At 63.7% G+C, this 19,871-nt stretch carries 22 protein-coding genes (1 of these 22 running past the window's edge); 11 read left to right on the top strand and 11 right to left on the bottom strand.

The genetic code is table 11. From position 1 onward, the window contains the following. Positions 1 to 65 precede the first annotated feature (65 nt). Together KI797_RS18735 and cyaY are read right to left on the bottom strand one after the other, a co-directional pair. Positions 66 to 719, bottom strand: a complete 654-nt coding sequence (locus KI797_RS18735; protein ID WP_226170567.1) for an alpha/beta hydrolase — start codon at positions 717 to 719, stop codon at positions 66 to 68. Positions 720 to 733: 14 nt separating this feature from the next. Then, positions 734 to 1,048 (bottom strand): iron donor protein CyaY, encoded by a 315-nt coding sequence (cyaY, locus tag KI797_RS18730; RefSeq protein ID WP_005330957.1) that lies wholly within the window; start codon positions 1,046 to 1,048, stop codon positions 734 to 736. Between the two features lie 73 nt (positions 1,049 to 1,121). Between cyaY and lptM the strand changes: the two genes are divergently transcribed. The 7 genes from lptM to KI797_RS18695 all read left to right on the top strand — a co-directional run bounded on the left by lptM (position 1,122) and on the right by KI797_RS18695 (position 6,565). Further along, a complete protein-coding gene (lptM, locus tag KI797_RS18725; protein ID WP_025325500.1) occupies positions 1,122 to 1,328 on the top strand; it encodes an LPS translocon maturation chaperone LptM in 207 nt (68 codons plus the stop codon). 20 nt (positions 1,329 to 1,348) lie between these two features. Further along, entirely contained in the window at positions 1,349 to 2,599 is a 1,251-nt protein-coding gene (lysA, locus tag KI797_RS18720) for a diaminopimelate decarboxylase (RefSeq protein WP_226170564.1), read from the top strand. 96 nt (positions 2,600 to 2,695) lie between these two features. After that, a complete protein-coding gene (dapF, locus tag KI797_RS18715; RefSeq protein ID WP_025325502.1) occupies positions 2,696 to 3,526 on the top strand; it encodes a diaminopimelate epimerase in 831 nt (276 codons plus the stop codon). Between the two features lie 155 nt (positions 3,527 to 3,681). Then, positions 3,682 to 4,362, top strand: a complete 681-nt coding sequence (locus tag KI797_RS18710; RefSeq protein ID WP_005330951.1) for a DUF484 family protein — start codon at positions 3,682 to 3,684, stop codon at positions 4,360 to 4,362. Further along, positions 4,355 to 5,311, top strand: coding sequence for a tyrosine recombinase XerC (xerC, locus tag KI797_RS18705; RefSeq protein WP_226170561.1), 957 nt, complete (start codon positions 4,355 to 4,357; stop codon positions 5,309 to 5,311). Before KI797_RS18710 ends, xerC begins: the two co-directional genes overlap by 8 nt. Positions 5,312 to 5,357: 46 nt before the next feature. Then, a complete protein-coding gene (locus tag KI797_RS18700) occupies positions 5,358 to 6,068 on the top strand; it encodes an HAD-IA family hydrolase (RefSeq protein WP_226170558.1) in 711 nt (236 codons plus the stop codon). Positions 6,069 to 6,160: 92 nt separating this feature from the next. Next, positions 6,161 to 6,565 carry a hypothetical protein gene (locus KI797_RS18695; protein WP_005327724.1) on the top strand — a complete coding sequence of 135 codons (405 nt, stop codon included), beginning with the start codon at positions 6,161 to 6,163 and terminating at the stop codon, positions 6,563 to 6,565. Here the strand turns inward: KI797_RS18695 and KI797_RS18690 are convergent. From KI797_RS18690 to KI797_RS18680, 3 genes are all read right to left on the bottom strand, one after another. Then, positions 6,562 to 7,332, bottom strand: coding sequence for a gamma-glutamyl-gamma-aminobutyrate hydrolase family protein (locus KI797_RS18690; RefSeq protein ID WP_041206762.1), 771 nt, complete (start codon positions 7,330 to 7,332; stop codon positions 6,562 to 6,564). The two genes, KI797_RS18695 and KI797_RS18690, sit on opposite strands and share 4 nt — an antisense overlap. 365 nt (positions 7,333 to 7,697) lie before the next feature. After that, entirely contained in the window at positions 7,698 to 8,507 is an 810-nt protein-coding gene (yidA, locus tag KI797_RS18685) for a sugar-phosphatase (RefSeq protein WP_226170555.1), read from the bottom strand. A gap of 114 nt (positions 8,508 to 8,621) precedes the next feature. Further along, positions 8,622 to 10,286 carry a DUF342 domain-containing protein gene (locus KI797_RS18680; protein WP_319003231.1) on the bottom strand — a complete coding sequence of 555 codons (1,665 nt, stop codon included), beginning with the start codon at positions 10,284 to 10,286 and terminating at the stop codon, positions 8,622 to 8,624. A 404-nt stretch (positions 10,287 to 10,690) separates the two neighbouring features. Between KI797_RS18680 and KI797_RS18675 the strand changes: the two genes are divergently transcribed. Next, a complete protein-coding gene (locus tag KI797_RS18675; RefSeq protein ID WP_005327731.1) occupies positions 10,691 to 11,206 on the top strand; it encodes a metal-dependent hydrolase in 516 nt (171 codons plus the stop codon). 7 nt (positions 11,207 to 11,213) lie between these two features. Here KI797_RS18675 and KI797_RS18670 read toward each other — a convergent pair whose 3' ends face one another. Then, the gene (locus KI797_RS18670) at positions 11,214 to 12,377 is read right to left on the bottom strand and encodes a competence/damage-inducible protein A (RefSeq protein WP_226170553.1); all 1,164 of its coding nucleotides are present in this window, start codon (positions 12,375 to 12,377) and stop codon (positions 11,214 to 11,216) included. Between the two features lie 27 nt (positions 12,378 to 12,404). Next, positions 12,405 to 13,643 carry an HD-GYP domain-containing protein gene (locus KI797_RS18665; protein WP_226170550.1) on the bottom strand — a complete coding sequence of 413 codons (1,239 nt, stop codon included), beginning with the start codon at positions 13,641 to 13,643 and terminating at the stop codon, positions 12,405 to 12,407. Positions 13,644 to 13,787: 144 nt separating this feature from the next. Here KI797_RS18665 and metA point away from each other — a divergent pair, with 144 nt between their 5' ends. Next, positions 13,788 to 14,735, top strand: coding sequence for a homoserine O-acetyltransferase MetA (metA, locus tag KI797_RS18660; protein WP_005327747.1), 948 nt, complete (start codon positions 13,788 to 13,790; stop codon positions 14,733 to 14,735). Positions 14,736 to 14,876: 141 nt separating this feature from the next. On the opposite strand, the gene KI797_RS18655 is transcribed toward metA, so the two are convergent. Beyond that, positions 14,877 to 15,395 (bottom strand): phosphatase domain-containing protein, encoded by a 519-nt coding sequence (locus KI797_RS18655; protein WP_226170547.1) that lies wholly within the window; start codon positions 15,393 to 15,395, stop codon positions 14,877 to 14,879. 160 nt (positions 15,396 to 15,555) lie between these two features. Between KI797_RS18655 and KI797_RS18650 the strand changes: the two genes are divergently transcribed. Beyond that, entirely contained in the window at positions 15,556 to 16,026 is a 471-nt protein-coding gene (locus KI797_RS18650; protein WP_025325515.1) for an Lrp/AsnC family transcriptional regulator, read from the top strand. A 120-nt stretch (positions 16,027 to 16,146) separates the two neighbouring features. Here the strand turns inward: KI797_RS18650 and KI797_RS18645 are convergent, their stop codons facing one another. Continuing rightward, positions 16,147 to 17,211 carry a DUF3103 family protein gene (locus tag KI797_RS18645; protein ID WP_226170544.1) on the bottom strand — a complete coding sequence of 355 codons (1,065 nt, stop codon included), beginning with the start codon at positions 17,209 to 17,211 and terminating at the stop codon, positions 16,147 to 16,149. Positions 17,212 to 17,358: 147 nt separating this feature from the next. After that, complete coding sequence (locus KI797_RS18640) at positions 17,359 to 18,510, bottom strand: benzoate/H(+) symporter BenE family transporter (RefSeq protein WP_264160714.1); 1,152 nt, start codon at positions 18,508 to 18,510, stop codon at positions 17,359 to 17,361. A gap of 115 nt (positions 18,511 to 18,625) precedes the next feature. Between KI797_RS18640 and KI797_RS18635 the strand changes: the two genes are divergently transcribed. Beyond that, a complete protein-coding gene (locus KI797_RS18635; RefSeq protein WP_005327753.1) occupies positions 18,626 to 19,195 on the top strand; it encodes a helix-turn-helix domain-containing protein in 570 nt (189 codons plus the stop codon). A 3-nt stretch (positions 19,196 to 19,198) separates the two neighbouring features. On the opposite strand, the gene KI797_RS18630 is transcribed toward KI797_RS18635, so the two are convergent. After that, on the bottom strand, positions 19,199 to 19,871 hold the 3' portion of the coding sequence (locus tag KI797_RS18630; protein WP_226170541.1) for an NnrS family protein. Its footprint extends 524 nt past the window's final position; 673 of the gene's 1,197 nt are visible here — the last part of the coding sequence; its start codon lies beyond the right edge, outside the window; the stop codon is at positions 19,199 to 19,201.

Genomic DNA, 19,871 nt, shown 5'->3' with positions numbered 1-19,871 from the left:
ATCGCCAACGGGATGAAAGCAAACGGCCTGCTGATGCAGGCCGTTATCGTATCCGCAGTGCGGGATCAGGCGCCGAGGCGGGCCAGCAGCCAGCGACGGATCTCGTCGAGCTGGGGGCGGCAGATCTCGTGGCGCATCGGGTACTCGTGCCACTCGGGGCTGAGACCCGCCGCCTCCAGCCGGTTCTTGGCATCCCAGCCCATGGAGAGGCTCACCACGTCGTCATAGATGCCGTGCATGTAGCAGATGGGCAGGACGCGGGCGGCCTCGCTCATCTCCTCGACCAGTTGCTCGGGCGTTGCCAGGTAGGTGGACATGCAGAGCAGGCCCGCCAGCTTTGCTTGATAGCGCAGCGCGGTGAAGGAGGCGATGACCCCGCCCTGGGAGAAGCCGGCCAGTACGATATGCTCGGGAGCGAAGCCCTCGGCCACCAGCTGATCCAGCAGGGCTGCGATACGATCGGCGGACTCGCGCACATGGGACTCCACGGCGCGATCCGCCGGATCCTCGAAGCTCTTGATGTCGTACCAGCCACGCATCTTGTAGCCCATGTTGATGGTAATGGGCCGTTCGGGGGCATCGGGCAGCAGGTGGCGCACCGGCAGGTCGGCAGGCAGGGCCAGCGCTTCCACCAGCGGCGCGAGCCCGGCGCCGGAATCCCCCAGCCCGTGCAGCCAGATCACCGCGTGACGGGCGCCCTGGGGATGCAGATCCATCATGGGAGACTCTGCCATCATGGGAACCGGACGGGCTCGCCCGCCTGGGTGGTGCAGGCCCGGGTCAGCAGAGCCTTGAGCTCGTCGCCGAAGCGGTTGTCGATCCAGCTGTCACCGCGCAGCTCGAAGTGGAAGCCGTTCTCCCGAGTGGCCACCCAGATCTGGTGCAGGGGCTCCTGCTTGTTGATGATGACCTTGGTCTTGTTCTCGAAGCTCAGGGTCAGCACACCGCCGGCCCGCTCGCAGTCGATATCCGGATACCCCTCGTCGATAACGTCTTCCACATACTGGAAAAAGGCGTCGGTCAGGGCGTGATACTCGTGATCCTTCATCGGTTTATCCTGTTGCTTTTAACAATGTGAGTGCGATTATAGAGGGCCAAAAATTTTTTCGCAGCGAACCATTATGATTACCCAGTTCACCAAGTGCCTGTTTGCCGCGTCGCTGTCGTTCGGGTTGGCCGCCTGCGGCCTGACGGGGCCGCTCTACATGCCACCGGCCGAGCAGCCCGTCTCCACTGAGCAAACGCCGGCACAGCCCAAGACAGAGAGTACACCGCAAGCCGCCTCGCCTGCGACCGCCAAACCGGCCTCCGAGGCCGCGCCGCAATAATCTAGGAAGGAACCGCCCCCTTGGATCACTTTAACTACGACGCCGACGGCCAGCTTCAGGCCGAGCAGCTTCCCCTGCAACAGCTCGCCGACCAGTACGGTACCCCGCTGTATGTCTACTCTCGCGCCACCCTGGAGCGCCACTGGCACGCCTTCGATCAGGCAGCGGGCGACATTCCCCATCTGATCTGCTACGCGGTCAAGGCCAACTCCAACCTGGCACTGCTCAACCTGCTGGCGCGCCTGGGCTCGGGCTTTGACATCGTCTCCGGCGGGGAGCTGTCACGGGTGCTGGCGGCGGGGGGAGATCCGGCCAAGGTGGTCTTCTCCGGCGTCGCCAAGAGCGAGTCCGAGATGCGCCTCGCGCTGGAGAAAGAGATCCTCTGCTTCAACCTGGAGTCGGAAGCCGAGCTGGAGCGCCTGAACCGGGTCGCTGGCAGCATGGGCAAAAAGGCGCGGGTCTCGGTGCGGGTCAACCCGGATATCGATGCGGGCACTCACCCCTATATCTCCACCGGCCTCAAGCAGAACAAATTCGGCATCCCCATCGAGCAGGCGCCTGCCATCTACCGCAAGGCGGCGGCCATGGCCCACATCGAGATCAAGGGGGTGGATTGCCATATCGGATCCCAGCTCACCGAGCTCAATCCCTTTATGGAAGCGGCCGACAAGCTGCTGAAGCTCATTGACGAGCTGGCGGCCGAAGGCATCCACATCCATCACCTGGACGTGGGCGGGGGTCTCGGGGTCAACTATGGCGCCGAGCAGCCGCCGCATCCGACCGAGTACGCCGAGGCGCTCAAACAGAAGCTGGCGGGCCGGGATCTGACCCTGCTGTTCGAGCCGGGCCGCGCCATCGTCGCCAACGCCGGCGTGCTGCTGACCCGGGTCGAGTTCTTGAAGCCCGGCGAGACCCGCAACTTCGCGCTGATCGACGCCGGCATGAACGATCTGCTGCGTCCCTCCCTCTACGGCGCCTGGATGAACATCATCGAGGTGGACAGCCGCACGATCCACGAGAAGGCGCTGTATGACGTGGTCGGCCCGGTGTGCGAGACCGGTGACTTCCTCGGCAAGGAGCGTACCCTGGCGATTGCCGAGGGCTCCTTGCTGGCGGTGCGTTCTGCCGGGGCCTACGGCTTCACCATGTCATCCAACTACAACACCCGTCCCCGTGCGGCCGAGGTGCTGGTGGACGGTGACCAGGCCCATCTCATCCGTGAGCGGGAACAGTTGGCCGATCTCTGGCGCGGCGAGCACCTGCTGCCGTGAGCCAGCCACAGGAACGCAAGACGGTGACAGATTTTTCCAGGATCCATGGGGCTGTGGACGACCTTCGTGACGGCCTGAACTGCGCAGGGAAAGAAGATGTTGATTGAGTTTTCCAAAATGCATGGCCTGGGCAACGACTTCATGGTGGTGGACGGCGTCACCCAGAAGGTGTTCTTCAGCAACGACGTCATCAAGAAGCTGGCGGATCGCCACTTCGGCATCGGCTTCGATCAGCTGCTGCTGGTGGAGCCGCCCTATGATCCCGAGCTCGACTTCCATTACCGCATCTTCAATGCCGATGGCAGCGAGGTGGAGCAGTGCGGCAACGGTGCCCGCTGTTTCGCCCGCTTCGTGCGCCTGAAGGGGCTGGTCAACCGGGATCGCATCGCGGTCAGCACGGCCCGTGGCCGCATCACCCTGCAACTGGAGGGGGAGAACCAGGTCACGGTCAACATGGGGGTGCCCCAGTTCGAGCCGGGCAAGATCCCGTTCCGTGCCCAGAAGGCGGAAAAGACCTACCTGCTGCGGGCGCAGGATCACACCGTGATGTGCGGTGCCGTCTCCATGGGCAATCCCCACTGCGTCATCGAGGTGCCCTCGGTGGCCGATGCCCCGGTGGAGACCCTGGGGCCCATCATGGAGCGCCACGAGCGTTTCCCCGAGCGGGTCAACGTCGGCTTCATGGAGATGGTCAGCGCCAGTGAGATCAAGTTGCGGGTGTTCGAGCGCGGGGTGGGGGAGACCCTGGCCTGCGGTACCGGCGCCTGCGCGGCCGTGGTGATCGGCATCAGCCAGGGCAAGCTCAGGGAGCGGGTCACCGTCACCCTGCCGGGTGGCAAGCTGACCATCGCCTGGAAAGGGCCGGGTCAGCCGGTCTACATGACGGGCCCGGCCGAGCATGTCTTTGATGGTCAGATAGAGCTGTAAGCCAGTGAGCGGGCCAGTCGAGCATATGACGGGCCCGGCCGAGCACATGTTCGACGGCCAGATAGAGTTATAGGCATCGAGCGGGGACCTCCTCCGCGCAGCCAAACGGTAATGTCGGGGCCCTGTGCCCCTTTTTCGGATGGATCAACCAAGTTATGAGCGAACTCAAACGGCAGGAGTCACTGTTGGACGAAGCCACAGTGCTGGAGTACCTGGCCCGTTACCCCGAGTTTTTCCAGCGCCACGGGGCCATGCTGGACAGGATCCGCATTCCCCATGAGCACAAGGGCACCATCTCCCTGGTGGAGCGCCAGCTCGACAGACAGCGCGAGCGCATCGAGCAGCTGGAGCAGGAGATCACCGAGTTGATGGGGATCGCCAGCGAGAACGAGCGGATCTTCCGGGTCTATGCGGATCTCTATGGCGAGCTGTATGGCTGTCAGACCCTGTTCGAGCTGAGCGCCGTGATGGGCAAGGCCTTCGTGCAGCGGCTGCGGCTGACCGGCCTGCGCCTCTGGCTCAGCCCAAAGAAATTCCAGCTGAGCGGCCCCGAGCAGCGCTTCCTGGCGGACGGCAAGCAGCTCGATCAGCTGCTGGGCCAGCGGCTTCCCGGGACGGATTACTACTTCGGACGGCTCAACCAGAGCGAGAAGCAGGCGCTGTTCGGCAGCGACGTGCTGGTCAACTCGGTGGCCCTGATGCGGCTCGGGGATCTCGGCGTGCTGGCTTTCGCGAGCTCGGACCCCAGCCACTTCACCCCCCACAACGACACCCTGCTGCTGGGTCAGCTGGGCCGTCTGCTGCAGATGCGTCTGCCCGAGCTGGTTCGTGGCTAAGGCCCCCCTTCCTGCCGCCGACCCTCTGCCCCCCGCCCTGGCGGGGGAGCTCACGGCCTTTATCGAATACCTGAGGGTCGAGCGCCAGCTCAGCCCCCACACCCGCAGCAACTATCAGGCCCATCTGGAGGCGATAGCCACCGAGCTGGTCAGGCTTGGTCTGAGCGATTGGGCCCGGCTTGAGGCGAGCCAGGTGCGCAGCCTGGTGACCCGAATGCACAAGGCAGGCCTCGCCCCCCGATCGCTCGCCACCAAGGTCTCCGCCCTGCGCAGCTTCTGTGACTGGCAGGTGCGCCAGGGGCGGCTCCCTGCCAACCCGGCCCGCGGCATCGTCACCCCCAAGCAGGGGCGGCCGTTGCCGAAAAACCTCGATGTGGACGAGATGTACCAGCTGCTCAACATCACCGACGAGCAGGATCCGCTGGCGGTGCGGGATCGCGCCATCATGGAGCTGATGTACTCCTCCGGCCTGCGCCTCGCCGAGCTGGTGGGGCTCAACCTCGCGGACGTGAAGCTCGACGAGCGCCAGCTCAGGGTCACCGGCAAGGGATCGCGGGAGCGGGTGTTGCCCATGGGCAGAATGGCGGTGGAGTGGTTGCACAAGTGGCTCACGGTGCGGCCAGCGCTGGCGGGGGACGAGGGGGAGGCATTGTTCGTCTCCAAGCGCCGTCAGCGGCTGTCGGCCCGCTCGGTACAGGAGCGGCTCGACGGCTGGGGCAACAAGCAGGCGCTCAATGCCCACGTCCATCCCCACAAGCTGCGCCACAGCTTCGCCACCCACATGCTGGAGTCCTCCGGGGACCTGCGGGCGGTGCAGGAGCTGCTGGGCCACGCCGATCTCTCCACCACCCAGATCTATACCCACCTCGATTTTCAGCATCTGGCCAAGGTGTATGACAGCGCCCACCCCAGGGCCAAGCGGGATCCCGACACCCCGGAAGATGAGTGACAGCAGGGAGCCCAGGCGCTCTTGTTGATGACGCAGAGGAGAATGCATGCATTTTTACCGTCGTTGGCAGCCGGTGGCCGCCATCTCGTTCGATCTCGACGACACCCTCTATGATAACGGCCCCGCCATCGCGCGGGCCGAGCAGTGGATGCTGAGCCACCTGCGCAGCGAATACCTGGCCACTGCCATGCTGGACAAGCCGCGCTGGCTCGAGCTCAAGCGCAACCTGCTGCTGGCCCGGCCCGAGCTGGGCCAGGATGTCAGCCTGGCGCGCCAGCACGGCATCCGCGAGGCCATGGTGCAGGGGGGCATGGCCGCCTCCCTGGCGGAACAGGAGGCGCAGCGGGTGTTCGCCGGTTTTCTGGCCGAACGCTCGAAGATAGCGGTGAGCGAATCGACCCATCGACTGCTGACCAGACTGGCGGAGCGCTACCCTCTGGCGGTCATCACCAACGGCAACCTGGATCTGGTACAGGCCGGGCTGAGCGACTACTTCACCCTGGTCTGCAAGGCAGGGGCGGGGGCCAGGATGAAGCCGGCGCCGGACATGTTCGTGCAGGTGCAGCAGACCCTCGGGCTCGCCTCCGGCCAGATCCTCCACGTGGGGGATCATCCCGAGACGGACGTGCTGGGGGCCAGGCTGCACGGCTTTCGGGCCGCCTGGCTCAACGAGCACCGGCTGCCCTGGCAGTCGCTGCGGTTGCTGCCGGATGTGGAGCTCGCCGCCCTCGACGAGCTGGACGGGCTGCTGCTCTGATCCACCCCGAGCGGCAGAGAAAGAGGTGCACAGGCGAGGCCATTTATTTATCCTTGGCGCGGACTGACAAGGGAGTGCAGGGCGTGAGTGGAATGAAGAGTGTCATCTGGTTGGCCATCCCCATGGTGCTGGCGGGCTGCGATCTGTTTCGCGACCACTACCGGATGGAGTTTCGGGATGGATCCTGGCGGGATATCGCCATTTCGCCTTTCTCGGATGAGGCCCGCTGGCGTGAGGGGTGCGCCACCGGCGAGATACTGGTGGACATGACCCTGCCCCTGAAGCGGGGCAAGGTGGTCGATGGCCGTGAACAGCTGCTGATCGGCGGCGAGCTGTTCGAGCTGGAAGAGGCCCGGCTCTATCGCGGCAACGGCATGGTGCTCGGGCAGGCTCCTGACCATGTCCAGCGGGGCCTCAAGGGGCTGGATGTCTGCCGTACCCTGCGCCCCGATCGCGGGGCCCTGCCCAAGTTGAAAGGCAAGGGGTTCGGCGACTAGCCCGCCCGCTGCCGATACTGGCGACAGGCGTCGCCGAAGGCCTTGAACAGCTTGATGGAGTGGGGGTTCTCTTTCGCCTTCCACTCCGGGTGCCACTGCACCGCCAGGGTGAACTGGGGCAATCCGGGGGCATGAATGGCCTCTATCAAGCCATCCTCGGCATGGGCCAGCGGCGCCAGCCCCTCGCCAAGCCGCTTGATCCCCTGGCCGTGCAGGGAGTTGACCGGGATCTGCGCCTCCCCCATCAGGTCGGCAAACCAGCTGCCGGGCACCAGGCTCACCTGGTGGCTGTGGCCATATTGCTCTTCTACCGGATCGTCCGCATCCTCCCGGTGATCCGCATAGCCGGGCTCGCAATAGACCTTCTGAAGAATGTCCCCGCCGAGCGCCACGTTGATCTCCTGCATGCCGCGGCAGATGCCGAGCAGGGGCAGTCCCCGATCGATGGCGGCGCGCACCAGAGCTATGTCGAACAGATCCCTGTCTCTGTCCTGGGCCTTCTCCGGGGTCAGGTTCTCCTGGCCGTAGAGGGCGGGATCTATGTTGGATCCTGCCCCGCTCAGGTAGACCCCATCGGCGAGATCCAGATACTGCTCCAGATCAGCTGTCCCGCAGCAGGTCGGCACCAGCAGGGGCACGCAGCCGCTGATCTCCACCAGGGGGGTGATGTATTTGTGGGTCATGACCTGGTAGGCATGGCCGCTGCGGGCCTGGGCCCCCATGGTCATCAGCACGACGGGTTTGGAATGGGAACTGGGGTTGGGCATAGGTCACCTTGGCTATCCTTGGCGGTCTCATCCTGCGCCTTGGGAAGGCCCTTGCCGCCTCACGCTCGCAAGGGCATGCCTCAAGGCATGGTCATGGGATCAGGGTCATGCCGCAGTGCCAGAATCGTCGGTCAGCCTGGGCGATGACAGCCTGGATCCCGATCCCAGTCTGCCAAGGCCGTTCAATATGTCAAACGAAATGATGCCGCAATGTTAATTTTGATGATGGGAAAGCCAGCTTGAGTCCCTTTATAAGGGGCTTTAGCCGCAGTTGGTGGGCTTCTGGGAGAAAGGCGTGGTGGATATATTAAACATTCGACTCTGATGGCCGGATAGCAGAAGGGGCCCGCAGGCCCCTCGTCGATTCAGGCATTGAGGATGAACTGCTCTATCACCCTGGCCACGCCATCCTCGTCATTGCGAGCCGTGGTGTGCTGCGCCAGCGCCTTGATCTCGTCGGTGGCGTTGCCCATGGCGACCCCGAGTCCGGCATATTCGATCATGTGGCGGTCGTTGCCCGCATCACCCACCGCGATGACCTGGGAGGCGTCCAGGCCCAGGTGCTCGGCCAGGGCGGCCACGCTGGTGCCCTTGTTGCTTCGCTTGTTCATAAACTCGAGGAAGTAGGGGGAGCTGCGCACCACTGTGTACCGTTCATAGAGCTCTGCGGGCAGCTGGGCGATGGCGCGGGAGAGCTTGGGCTCGGGGTCTATCATCATCACCTTCATGATCTGCTCGTCGGCGGGCAGGGTGGCGAAGTCCACCAGGTTGATCGGCATCTTGATCAGTCGGGACTCGTGCTCGGTGTAGGTGCTGACCCTGGGGCTGATGAGGCCCTGGCGGACGGAGAAGCCGTGGACGTTGACCCCCAGCTCAAAGGCCAGATGGGCGATGGCGCTGGCATCGCTGCCGGTCAGCAGCTGGCTGCGCAGGATGCGTTGATCCGCGACCTGTTGCACCAGGGCGCCGTTGTAGCAGATGACGTAGTCATCCTGACCGGTGAGGCCGAGTTCGGCCAGATAGGTCGTCATGCCCTCCAGCGGGCGGCCCGAGGTCAGTACCACGGTGACGCCTTGGGTGCGGGCGGCCGCGATGGCGGCATGGGTGCGGGGGGTTATTTGACCGTGCGGGTTCAGCAGGGTGCCATCCATATCCAATGCGATCAGCTTGTACATCTTCTCACTACCTGAGTCTGGCTGGCCCGCCCTATGGGGCCAAGGGGAGGCCGAGTGTAGCGAAAATTGCCGCCGGGATCACGCCACCATCGCCGAAGGGGAGAGTGGCGGCCATCAGCGTTGGCCCTCGTAAGGGGTCAGCTGCAACTGCTCGTCCCGGATGGCGAAGTGAATGGGGCCGTGCTCTATATCGACCCGACTGTGGTAGTGCGCCATCTCCACCTCGACGCCGGGGAAGAGGCGCTGGGTGGCGATGATGTCCATGCTGGCCATCAGGGCCTGCAGCGCGTGTTGTGCCTCGGCCAGTTGCTCGTCAAGGGACTTGCTCTCGTCCAGCTGATGGGTGCGGATCGCCTTGATCTTCTTCAGAGTCTCGGGATTGCGCTTGTCGCTGGGCTGTTGCAGCAACCGCAGGATGAGATCCTGCAGCTTGTCGAGCTGCTCCCGGCAGGCCTGCTTGCGTTGACGCAGGGCCTGCTCCTGCTCCTTGTGGCTGAAGTAGCCGCCGAGGATCTGCAACCGGGTCCGGTTCGCTGCCGAGGCCCCGAGCACGGGGGCCATGATCAGGCGGTTGGCGATGTTGATGCCGCCGATGAGGTGGCCCTTGCGCATAGCGCTGTCCCCGACCTTGAGATCCTGGCCGCTGCGGCAATAGCTGTGGCTGAGCTGGCTCTGGATATGGATGTCGCCGTCGGCTTCCAGCCTGGCGTACTGGGCATAGCTGGCGTGGATCTCGCCCCCGGCGCAGAGGTGGCAGAGGTATTCGTCCCCCTCCAGCTTGCGCCCTATGATGCCGTTGCGCACCGTGATGGTGCCGCCGGATTCGATATAGCCCCCTTCGACGAAGCCCCCTATCACCACATCGCCACTGGTCCTGATCCGCATGCCGGGCATGACATCTCCGGTCACCAGCAGGGAGCCCTCGAACTCGACGTGACCGTGGCGGATATCGACCTGTTTGACGCTCAGCACCTCGTCCACCCTCATGCCGGCCCGCTCCTGGCACGGTAGCCCGGCGCGGGTCGCCAGCAGCAGGTCCGGATCCTCGGGGGAAAAGCAGGTGCCTTCTCCCGCCGTCATGGCGCTCTCCTTGCCGGAACGGGCCGCCAGCACCTGGCCCGTCACGGTGAAGCCATCTATGCCCTGGGTTGCCGGGTGGCGCCGCATCAGGGGGGCGCCTGCCTTGACGGTGAGCAAGGTGCCGAGATCGCGCATGTCTACCCTGCCATGGTCCAGTTCCTGGGGTTTCAGGATCCGCTCGGCTGCGGTCTCCACCAATCGCTCCAGGCGGGTATCCAGGCCGTGTCTGGCCGCCTTGCCCAGGGCGATGACGGGGTTGAGCCGGGTGCCGGGGGCGGCCTCGCTGGCGGCCTTGATGGCGGCGGCGAGCAGCCGCTCGCTCACTCCCTGCTTGACCGGGCTCGCCGCCACGGCCTCCTGCAACTGCGCCAGGGTGAGGGAACTGCCGCCCCAGTCGGCGGTGATCTGGGCGCTGGCGCTCATCTGATCCTTGTCGATCAGGATCAGCAGCCGGGCATCCTGCCGCTGGGCGATGGGCACGGGCGGGTGAGAGGGGGCATCAGGCTGGGTCAGCAGGGTGTTGAGCAGGGTGACGGCCTGCCGGATCCCCTCGCCGAGGGGTTGATAGCGTCGGCAGTTGGAGAGCCGCAACAGGGCCAGGACATGGTGCTCCTGAACGGGCTCGGTGAGACCCGGGGCAATGCGCAGACAGACATAGGTCATGTCTGCCGACAGCTGAAACCACTCTTTGCTTAACACCGGGATCCTCCTTCGTTGTCCCGATCCGGCCAACCTCCCTGTGGCCGGGGGCGGGATCCTTGCCAAAAGCCAATGTCATCAGGGCGGCCCAGAACCGCAGTATTCTGGCATTTCTTCTTCCGGGTCAACGAGCCGAGTGCAAATGGGTGAGCCGGGTTGGGGAAATTGTGTCTGACGGCGGGTGACGGTGCCGTGATGACTTGTTTGGTGTCAAATGAAGTGTGTTTGGCGGTATCTGCTGACTATTTCACCGAAAGCGGACCCCGATGGGTATCAGGTTCAGGATGGCGATACGATTCACCTTGCCAGAGGCGGTTCAAGGGATTTTAATCTGCCGCCGTCCCGAGGCGCTGATGCGGGTCGCTACCGATCATACTGCCCTCTTGTCCAACCGAACGAGCCCCATGACCGCCCAAGGCCACCTGCTGTTTTCCGTCACCTGCGCCCTGCTTGCCCACAAGGTCGAACTCACTCCGGCTCTGGCCGAAGGCAGCCTGTGGCACATAGTGCCCATGGCCCTGGCCAGCGCGCTGCTGCCAGACCTCGATCACCCCCAGTCCCTGCTCGGTCGGCAGCTGCCCTGGATCTCGGGGCCCCTCTCCCGCCTGTTCGGCCATCGTGGCTTCACCCACAGCCTGCTGGCGGTGGGTCTGGGGATATGGGGGCTGGCGCAGTTTCAGGTATCCGGCCCGCTGTCCGGCGTGATGAAGGACGCGCTCATCGTCGGCTACCTCAGCCACTTGCTCGGGGACTGGCTCACCCCCATGGGCATTCCCCTGCTCTGGCCCTGGCGACGGCGCTTTCGGCTGCCCGGCCTGCCCCTCAAGAGCGGCGGGGGCTATGAGAAGGCCTTCTGCCTGCTGACCCTGGCGCTTGCCGGGTACTGGGTGCATGGGAATGGGGGCTTAGGCGCCTTCTAGCCCGGTATCAGTCGATGCGGCTGGTCGTTCTGGTCAGGGTCAGGTAGTCGGCGAGCACCGGCAGCCCCTGCAGGTGGCGGCGCAGCATGTCGAGGGCGGCGAAGGCGAGGATCCGGCGGGCGCTCTCGGGATCCGGGTGACTTAGCTTCACCTGCTGGCCGATTCGCTGCCCGTCGGCGCACAGCAGCAGCGGCACGCCGCCGGGGCCCGCATTGCCTATGGTCAGGCAGGGTTCTTGTCCGCCTCCCGTCAGTTGGTCCAGTTCGCTGGGAAGGTTGTGGCTGAAGCTGGCCTCCAGCCCCGGATGCGGGTGGCACATGGCCAGCAGGGCACCCCGGCTCTCCCCTTCTTGCAGGTACAGCGGCCTTGCCCCCAGCAGGGACAGGATCTGCTGCGCCGGCTCCTCGTTGCCCTGTCCTACCAGCCAGGGGGTTATCTCACCGAGCAGGCGTGCCTCGGCAGCATCCATGTCGGCGGCGCTGGCGCTGTGGCCGATGAGTTTCAGCTCGATGAGGGGCATGGAGGAGCGGTAGCCGAGCTCGATGCCCGCAGGCCAGGGCGCCGCATCCAGCTTGTCCGAGAGGGCGGATTCCGAGATGCCGAAGGTATAGAAGCGGCGCAGCTCGGTGTCAGTCTCTTCCCCCGCCAGAGCCTTGAGGCGGGGCAATATCTGCTCGCGCACCATCTGCTTGAACTCGAACGGCACGCCCGGGGTGAAGAAGAGCCGGCTCTGGCCGTGACTGGCCGGGTGGCTGACCACGAAGCCGCAGGCGGTGCCGACCGGGTTGTCTAGGATCTCGCAGTCCCGGGGCAGCCAGGCCTGCTTGGTATTGCTCTGGGCCATGGTGCGGCCCCGGCTGGCGTAGCGCTCGGCCATGGTGGCGAGCCAGTCGGGGAACAGGGTCAAGGGCTGGCCAAAGGCCTCGGCCGCCGCCTGGGCGGTGAGATCATCCGCGGTGGGGCCGAGCCCCCCGCACACCAGCACCACCTCGGCCCGGCTGGCACTCTCCTGCAAGGCGGCCTTCAGATCGGCGAGGTTGTCCCCCACGGTCAGGCGGCGGCGCACCTGCCAGCCTTGCTCCAGTAGCAGGGCGCTGAGCCAGGCGGCGTTGGTGTCCACCACCAGGCCGGTCACTATCTCGTCCCCCGTGCTGATGATCTCGATACGCATGCAGGCTCCTTGGGTGGTGAACCCCGATCAGGGTTTGTTGTGCTCGAAGTAGTAGCTGATCCGGGTGCGCGGGTTGAGGTACTCGAACACCGCCGGCGGCAGTCGCTTGGGGTGGATCACCTTGGCAATCGTCAATTCGGCCTGCTCGAGATCTATGATGGCCGCCTCCTGGCGCGGGATGCGGGGGTCGTACACCAGCACAGCGGGGTAGAGCAGGCGGGAGGCGTTGACCGACATCACCAGCCCGACCTGGCCGTTGGAGAGCTGTACCACGCTGCCGGGGGGATAGATGCCCATCAGCCGGATCAGCATGCCGAGGTGGTCGGCGTTGAACTGAGCCTTGCGCTGCTTGTAGAGGTTGCCGAGGGCGGAATAGGGCACCTTGGCCTGCAGGTGGCAGAGGTTGTCGTACTCGTTGATGAGGGACACTATCTGGGTCAGCGGGTCGAGCTGATCCCCCCTGAGCCCCTGTGGCCCGCTGCCGTCAAGGTACTCGTGATGGTACTGCACTATGCGCTTCGCCGGCTCGGGGAAGCCACTGGTCAGGCTCAGCAGCTCCAGGCCGTAGCGCGGATGCTGGGCCATCAGGTTCTGCTCGGGTTTGGTCAGAGGGCCTGTCTTGCGCAGGATCTGGCTCGGGATCTTCAGCTTGCCGATGTCGTGGAACAGGGCTCCCATGCCGACCTGACGGATAGCCTCGGCCGGCAACTTGCATTCTCTGGCCAGCAGCATGCTGAGCACGCTGACGTTGAGGGAGTGGAACTGGAGGTTGTTGCCGTCCTCGCTGTCGGAGACCAGGTGCAGCACCATCTCGTCCACCGACAGCAACTGCTCCGTCATGGCGTTGATCAGCTCCTGGGCCTCATTGATGGCATTGAGGGGACGGGACTGGATCTTGCCCATCAGGCTGCGCACCTGGGCCAGCGACTGCTGAAAATGCTTCTCGCACTGTTGCAGATCCCGGCGATAGCGCTGCAACTGCTCGATGCGCCTGGTCTTCTCTTGCTGCATCTCCTGCTGACGACCGACCAGATCGTCCGAGCCATCCGGTGCGGGTTGCACCTGATCGAGGGGCTTGGGGGGGGCGTCGCTCTTGTCGGGAATGATGGTCACCAGCTTGAGGCCGAGCCGGCGGATGAGCTCTATCTCCTCTTCACTCTTGAGTTTGAAGCTGGAGAACAGGAAGGGGTGCTCACGCCACCCTAGTGGCAGGGAGACATAATTGCCGACTTGCAGCCGGTCTACCGAGATCTTGATTCCTGTCATGGGGTTGGGCACGAGAGACACACAGAGCCGTATGCTAGTCAAAGGCAGGGGTGAATACAAAAGGTATCTGATGACAGGATGAGTGCTTTATTATAGGCTTCTAGATGTCCAGACATATTTACCGATGCAGTACAGGGAGTCAGCATGCCGATCAAGATCCCGGACCAGTTGCCCGCCGCCGAAGTGCTGGGGCAGGAGAACATCTTCGTGATGACGGAATCCCGGGCCGTCACCCAGAACATCCGTCCGCTGCGGGTGCTCATCCTCAACCTGATGCCCAAGAAGATAGAGACCGAGATCCAGCTGATGCGGATGCTCTCCAATTCGCCCTTGCAGGTGGACGTGGATCTGCTGCGCATCGACGATCGGGAGTCGAAGAACACGCCCCAGGCACACCTCGAGAACTTCTATCACGATTTCGAGCAGGTCCGTGGCAACAACTACGACGGCATGATCATCACGGGGGCGCCGCTCGGGCTGGTGGAGTTCGAGGAGGTGGTCTATTGGCCGCGCATCGTCGAGATCATTGAGTGGTCCCATCAGCATGTGACCTCCACCCTGTTCCTGTGCTGGGCGGTGCAGGCGGCGCTCAAGGCGCTCTACGGCATGGAGAAGCAGACCCACGGCGAGAAGCTGTCCGGGGTCTATCGCCACCACCGCCTCGATGAGCACGAGCCGCTGCTGCGTGGCTTCGATGATGAATTCGTTGCGCCCCACTCCCGCTATGCGGCCTTTGATGGGGATCTTATCCGCGCCCATACCGATCTGCAGATCTTCGCCGAGTCCGAGGAGGCCGGTGTCTATCTGGCGGCGACCAAGGATTGCCGCCAGGTGTTCGTCACCGGCCACCCCGAATACGATGCACTGACCCTGGATGGGGAGTACCGGCGGGATCTGGCGGCGGGCCTCACCCCCGTCATCCCGGTCAACTACTACCCGGGCGACAATCCCGATCAGACGCCGCGTGCCACCTGGCGCAGTCACGGTCACCTGCTGTTTTCCAACTGGCTCAACTACTACGTCTATCAGCTCACCAGCTATCGGCTGGAGGACATCGGCAAGGTGTTCACTTACGAGCAGCCCAAGGGCTAGATGTAGGGCCGGCTCACCGGCTATGGCTGGAGGAGATCGGCAAGGTGTTCAGCTATGAGCCGCCCAGGATTCAGGTGTCATAGGACTGGAGGAGATCGACAAGGTTTTTACCTGCGAGCACGCCAAGGGCCAGGGCACACTTTAGTCGGCCCCGGCCAGTCGTCGCCCCCGGGTATCGAGCCAGTGATGGTGGCAAGCAAGGGTGAAAGCGCCGGGCCGCCTGGCCCGGATGGTGGCCATGGCCTCCGGCTGGGGCTGGCCTAGGGCCATCAGCAGCAGGGCCGCCACCAGCCCGGTGCGGCCGCTCCCTCCGTGACAGTGAATGGCCAGGTGTCTGCCCTCGCGCAGCAGGGAGAGCAGTTGCGGCAGCACGGGGAGCCAGGCTCGCTCGAAGGCTTCATCGGGGGCCTCATCGTCCGCTATGGGCAGGTGGAACCAGGCCATGCCCCTGGCCTTGACCAGTGAGCCGAGGGAGCCTGCGCCGCGTGCGGCCAGCTCATCCTTCGTCATCAGCGTGAGCACTCCGCCGGCACCGGCCAGCTGCAACTGGGCCAGGGCGAGCGGCATGGCAACCTGCTGGTTGCCGGGGCAGGGGGTGAGCAACAGCTGTCCGTCGAGGCGCGGAACCTCCAGGCTCCAGAAGGGGTGGGCACTGAGCATGAGGATCCTTGTCGGTGCTAATCGGGTGTCAAACGAACTTGTTGGCCCCCTGTTTGAGTGCGGCACAGCATAGAGGGCGCGGGTGCGATGTCAATCTGCGTTGTGTTCGGTCCGGTTTACGGGCAGAGTCTAAAAAAATAGAGCGATGGAAGGAGTAGAGATGAGAAACCTGGATCAACTGGACTTGGACATCCTGGCCCATCTGTTTCGCGATGCGGGCATGACCAACAAGGATTTGGCGGCCCTGGTCGGGGTGGCTCCCTCCACCTGCCTGGAGCGGGTGCGAAAGCTGCAACAGGACGGGGTGCTGAAAGGTGCTCACTGCGAGGTGGATTATCAGGCCCTGGGCGGCCATATCCAGGCCATGGTCTCCCTGCAGCTGGCGCGTCACAGCCGGCAAATCATAGATGCGTTTCGCGATGCCATCCTGGCGTTGCCCGAGGTGATCAGCCTGTTTCACATGGGTGGCAAGGATGATTTCCTGGTGCACCTCTGCGTCGCCGACACCGAGCACCTGCGCAACTTCGTATTCGATCACTTCACCTCCCGGGAAGAGGTGGTACACCTCGAAACCTCTCTGGTGTTCGAGCACAGATTCAGCCGCTCCCTGCCCTGCTTCACCCACCCCTGACAACAAGTGGGTGCCGGCCCTGAAGTAGGTCTGCATCATTTCAACCGGCCTTGAGCCCCTTGAGACCGAAACGAAAAAAGCCAATGAGTCGCCTCATTGGCTTTTTGCCTTGAGTGATGTTCAGGGTCTGGTCGGCTGGATCTCCTTGGGCTCCAGCGTGATGACCGCATTGCCGGCGGCACCGGGATACTGGTGGTAGCTCTGGTCCTGCTCCAGGGTGTAGAAGGTATCGAGATAGTCGTCGTTGTTGGTCATCCAGGAGTCGGGCAGCGCCTTGACGATGCGACCGCCTAGGTCGAGGAAGGGCAGGGCTTCCGGCACGCCACCCGCGGTGAAGCCGAGCTTGAGGGCCTCGATCAGCAGGGCGCTCAGCTCCTTGTAGTTGACGTTGTCATCCTGCTCCATCATGACGAGGTCGACGGCGCCCCAGCGATAGCGATCCCAGTACACCAGGATCTGGTTCGGGGTGTAGTCGGTGTTGTCATGGTCGAGATAGGGCATGTCGACTATGTCCACCACGGGTTCGTCCCGACCGGGATTGACCCCGGCCACGACGGCGTAGACCTCGGCGGCGCCGAGCAACCAGGGTTCCTGATCATCGCTGAGCCTGATCTTCTTGAGGATGCTGGTCTTGAGGGGGGCCGTGTTGCTGGCGACACGGGGGGCCACCTGCATGTCGGCGGCAGCCAGCGCCTTGCGCATCACCTTCAAGCCGGCATTCTTGGCCTTGACGGGATCGGCCTCCACTACCAGTACCGGTCGTGCCGGTGGCTGGTTTACATCGAGGTAGACCGGGTTGCCGGCGCTGTCGAAGGCTTCGATGGCACTCCAGCTCTTCTCATCTCCGCTCGGCACGTAGGCAACCAGGGGGTCGACCCCTTGTTGCAGTGCGGCAGCCTGCTCCGGGTTGGCCAGTCGCAGTTGCATCAGCTGCTTGATCTCGCCGTCCAGCCCTTGCCGGCTGATGGCGGCCTGGTTGGCATCGTTGGCCTGCCGCTTGAGGCGTGGACTCGCCTTTTGCATCAGGTTTGGCAGCGGGCTCTGGTACTCCTGATTGGCGAGCAGGGGTAGCAGGTTCTTCTGTTGCAATGCGAGCTGGCGTGCCAGCTCCCTGTCCGTGTCGGCGGCATGGGCACTGGCGGTACCCAACAGGGTCAGCAATAAAATGACAGCCTGATTCCTCATTTTTCTTCTCCAGTATTGAGTCTGACAGCGGCGCGTATCGGGAAGAATATGCGCCTCCTTCTCACTAAACGGGAATGGAGTTCGCCTGTGAACCACCTTTGCCGAATTGTGTGTGGCGCCTCACTGGAGTCTCCCCAGATGGTCAGGTCAGGCGCGGAGGCGGTTGACTTGATGCAGCGCCACGCCGACCAGCAATCCCCAGCAGGCAGAGCCGACACCGAGCAGGCTGATCCCCGAAGCCGTGATGAGGAAGGTGAGCAGCGCGGCTTCCCGCTCTTCATCCTGCTGCAGTGCCGCGTGCAGGCTGCTGCCTATGGTGCCGAGCAGTGCCAGCCCGGCCACGCAGGTCACCAGAGCTGTGGGAAAGGCGCTGAACAAGGCGACCACGGTAGCTCCGAAGCAACCGGTCAGCAGGTAGAAGCAACCCGCCCACACGGCGGCGGGCCAGCGGCGAGCCGTGTCGGGATCCACCTCCTTGCCCATGCAGATGGCGGCCGTGATGGCGGCCAGGTTGAAGGCGTAACCACCGAACGGGGCCAGCAGCAGACCGGTAAGGCCTGTCCAACCGATCAGGGAAGAGGTTGCCGGTTGATAACCATGGGCACGCAGGATAGTAATGCCGGGCATGTTTTGCGACGTCATGGTGACGAGGAAAAGCGGCAGCGCTATCCCCAGCAAGGCGTTGATGGAGAAGGTTGGCGAGCTCCATACCGGACTGGAGAGTTGCCAGTGGACCTCGGCAAGCTGCAGCTCGCCCCTCAGGGTGCAGAGGAGCATGCCGGCACCCAGGACCAGCACCATGGTGTAGCGGGGCCAGAGGTGGCGACCAAGCAAGAACGCCAGCAGCGAGGCGCCAAGCAGCAGGGGATCCTGTGGGGCGACTTTGAATAGATCCAGCCCGAATCTGAGCAACACACCAGCCAGCATGGCGGCGGCCAGGGGCGCTGGAATGTGGCGCATCAGCCTGTCGAACCAGCCGCTGATGCCACACAGGGTGATCAGCAAGGAGGAGGCGATGAAGGCACCGATGGCTTCCGACAGGCTGAAATTGCCCAGGCTGGTGATGAGCAGGGCGGCCCCGGGGGTAGACCAGGCGGTCAGCACGGGTATGCGGTAATAAAGGGAGAGGCCGATGCAGCTCACTCCCATGCCAATACCCAACGTCCATAGCCAGGAAGATACCTGGGCGGCATCGGCACCAGCGGCGGTGGCCGCCTGAATGATCAGCACAACCGAACTGGTATAGCCAACCAGAACGGCAATAAGGCCTGCGACCAGATGGGGGAAAGCAAAGGGCATGGTGACTTCCTTGTGTATGTCGATAGCTTGTGCGTTATTACGTACAATATGACTTTGACTATAACCTTGTGCGCTATAGCGCACAAGGTTACATGCCGCATTCGGGAGAGGGCGTATGCAGGAGATGAATCGACATCTGGCTCAGCGATTGAAAGGGCTGCGCAGCGAACTGGGGTGGAGTCTGGATGTGGCTGCCCGTGAGACCGGGGTGAGCAAGGCCATGCTGGGGCAGATCGAGCGGGGGGAATCCAGCCCGACGGTGGCGACTCTGTGGAAGATCGCCACCGGGTTTCGGGTCTCCTTCTCCAGCTTTATCGAGCCGACCCCAGCAGTGGCGGGGGAGACGCTCTATCGCACCGCCGATGACATTCGCCAGCAACCGGCGGGCGAAGGCATGCAGGTGGCGCCGCTGTTTCCCTATGAAGGCCGCTTCGGTTTCGAGTTGTTTGAATTGACCCTGCTACCTGGCTATCAGCGGGAATCGGAACCCCATGAGACCGGGGTGACCGAGCATGTCATCGTCATCAGCGGGGTAATGGAGGTGCTGGTCGATGGGCAGTGGCGTTCACTGGAGCAGGGGGAAGCCGTTCGCTTTGTCGCCGACCGCCCCCATGGTTACCGCAATTTGGGAATAGCCCCGGCCGTTTTTCACAATTTGATCCACTATCCCGCCACTCGTGCCTGATGGCTAGCCAGGACGACCGTCCACTCTGGGGCGGGTCAGGATGGGGGTGTAAACCCAGACAAACAGACCATAGGCCGCTATCCAGCTCCAGCCGCTCAGGTTCCATCCCGTCAGCGTCAAGGTAGGCCAATACAGAGGGATCAAGACCCGCACGAGCGCAGAGACGATCACCAGAGCGAATGCCATGGTGATCCTGCGCCCTACGTGCAGGGCTCTGCCGCTGTGACCGAGCGACACTCTGGCAATCATTCCGAGGATCATGGTGCCCATGCAGCCAGCACTGAGCAGGTGACTGGCCAGCGACAAGCTGAGGGGCAGGCCAGCAGCCTGAGCCGTGAGGGCGAGCAGACCAAGGGGAATAAACAGGTAAGCCAGGTGCAGCGACCATAGCAGGGGGTGTGCCAGGGTGACACCGGGTTGCCAGCGCAGTTGCCTGCACAGGTGCAAGCCAGCCGCCACTATATATAGAGGCATTGTATATAAAGAGTTGGCCCATGAGCCGGGCAGCAGTAGCCAGAGCAGCAGGATCAGCCAGAGAGAGGCCAATGCCCCGCGCTCCAGCCAGGGGCGGGGAGGTGCCTTCTCCTGACCCGTGCCTCTGGCAGTAAAGAAGGGAATAACCCGTCCACCCATCACGGCAATCAGGGTGGTGAACAGCAGTACAGCCGTGATCAGC

Origin of the sequence: Aeromonas media, from assembly GCF_020423125.1 — a bacterium.
GTDB classification, from domain to species: Bacteria; Pseudomonadota; Gammaproteobacteria; order Enterobacterales; family Aeromonadaceae; genus Aeromonas; species Aeromonas media.
Note: the sequence above shows the minus strand (reverse complement) of the source record. Positions and strands in the feature narration are given on the sequence as shown.

Bases quoted from the DNA above. Each gene is read 5' to 3' on its own strand.
- KI797_RS18735 (WP_226170567.1), bottom strand. From the start codon at position 719: ATGATGGATCTGCATCCCCAGGGCGCCCGTCACGCGGTGATCTGGCTG.
- cyaY (WP_005330957.1), bottom strand. From the start codon at position 1,048: ATGAAGGATCACGAGTATCACGCCCTGACCGACGCCTTTTTCCAGTAT.
- lptM (WP_025325500.1), top strand. From the start codon at position 1,122: ATGATTACCCAGTTCACCAAGTGCCTGTTTGCCGCGTCGCTGTCGTTC.
- dapF (WP_025325502.1), top strand. From the start codon at position 2,696: ATGTTGATTGAGTTTTCCAAAATGCATGGCCTGGGCAACGACTTCATG.
- KI797_RS18710 (WP_005330951.1), top strand. From the start codon at position 3,682: ATGAGCGAACTCAAACGGCAGGAGTCACTGTTGGACGAAGCCACAGTG.
- KI797_RS18700 (WP_226170558.1), top strand. From the start codon at position 5,358: ATGCATTTTTACCGTCGTTGGCAGCCGGTGGCCGCCATCTCGTTCGAT.
- KI797_RS18695 (WP_005327724.1), top strand. From the start codon at position 6,161: ATGAAGAGTGTCATCTGGTTGGCCATCCCCATGGTGCTGGCGGGCTGC.
- KI797_RS18690 (WP_041206762.1), bottom strand. From the start codon at position 7,332: ATGCCCAACCCCAGTTCCCATTCCAAACCCGTCGTGCTGATGACCATG.
- yidA (WP_226170555.1), bottom strand. From the start codon at position 8,507: ATGTACAAGCTGATCGCATTGGATATGGATGGCACCCTGCTGAACCCG.
- KI797_RS18675 (WP_005327731.1), top strand. From the start codon at position 10,691: ATGACCGCCCAAGGCCACCTGCTGTTTTCCGTCACCTGCGCCCTGCTT.
- KI797_RS18670 (WP_226170553.1), bottom strand. From the start codon at position 12,377: ATGCGTATCGAGATCATCAGCACGGGGGACGAGATAGTGACCGGCCTG.
- KI797_RS18665 (WP_226170550.1), bottom strand. From the start codon at position 13,643: ATGACAGGAATCAAGATCTCGGTAGACCGGCTGCAAGTCGGCAATTAT.
- metA (WP_005327747.1), top strand. From the start codon at position 13,788: ATGCCGATCAAGATCCCGGACCAGTTGCCCGCCGCCGAAGTGCTGGGG.
- KI797_RS18655 (WP_226170547.1), bottom strand. From the start codon at position 15,395: ATGCTCAGTGCCCACCCCTTCTGGAGCCTGGAGGTTCCGCGCCTCGAC.
- KI797_RS18650 (WP_025325515.1), top strand. From the start codon at position 15,556: ATGAGAAACCTGGATCAACTGGACTTGGACATCCTGGCCCATCTGTTT.
- KI797_RS18645 (WP_226170544.1), bottom strand. From the start codon at position 17,211: ATGAGGAATCAGGCTGTCATTTTATTGCTGACCCTGTTGGGTACCGCC.
- KI797_RS18640 (WP_264160714.1), bottom strand. From the start codon at position 18,510: ATGCCCTTTGCTTTCCCCCATCTGGTCGCAGGCCTTATTGCCGTTCTG.
- KI797_RS18635 (WP_005327753.1), top strand. From the start codon at position 18,626: ATGCAGGAGATGAATCGACATCTGGCTCAGCGATTGAAAGGGCTGCGC.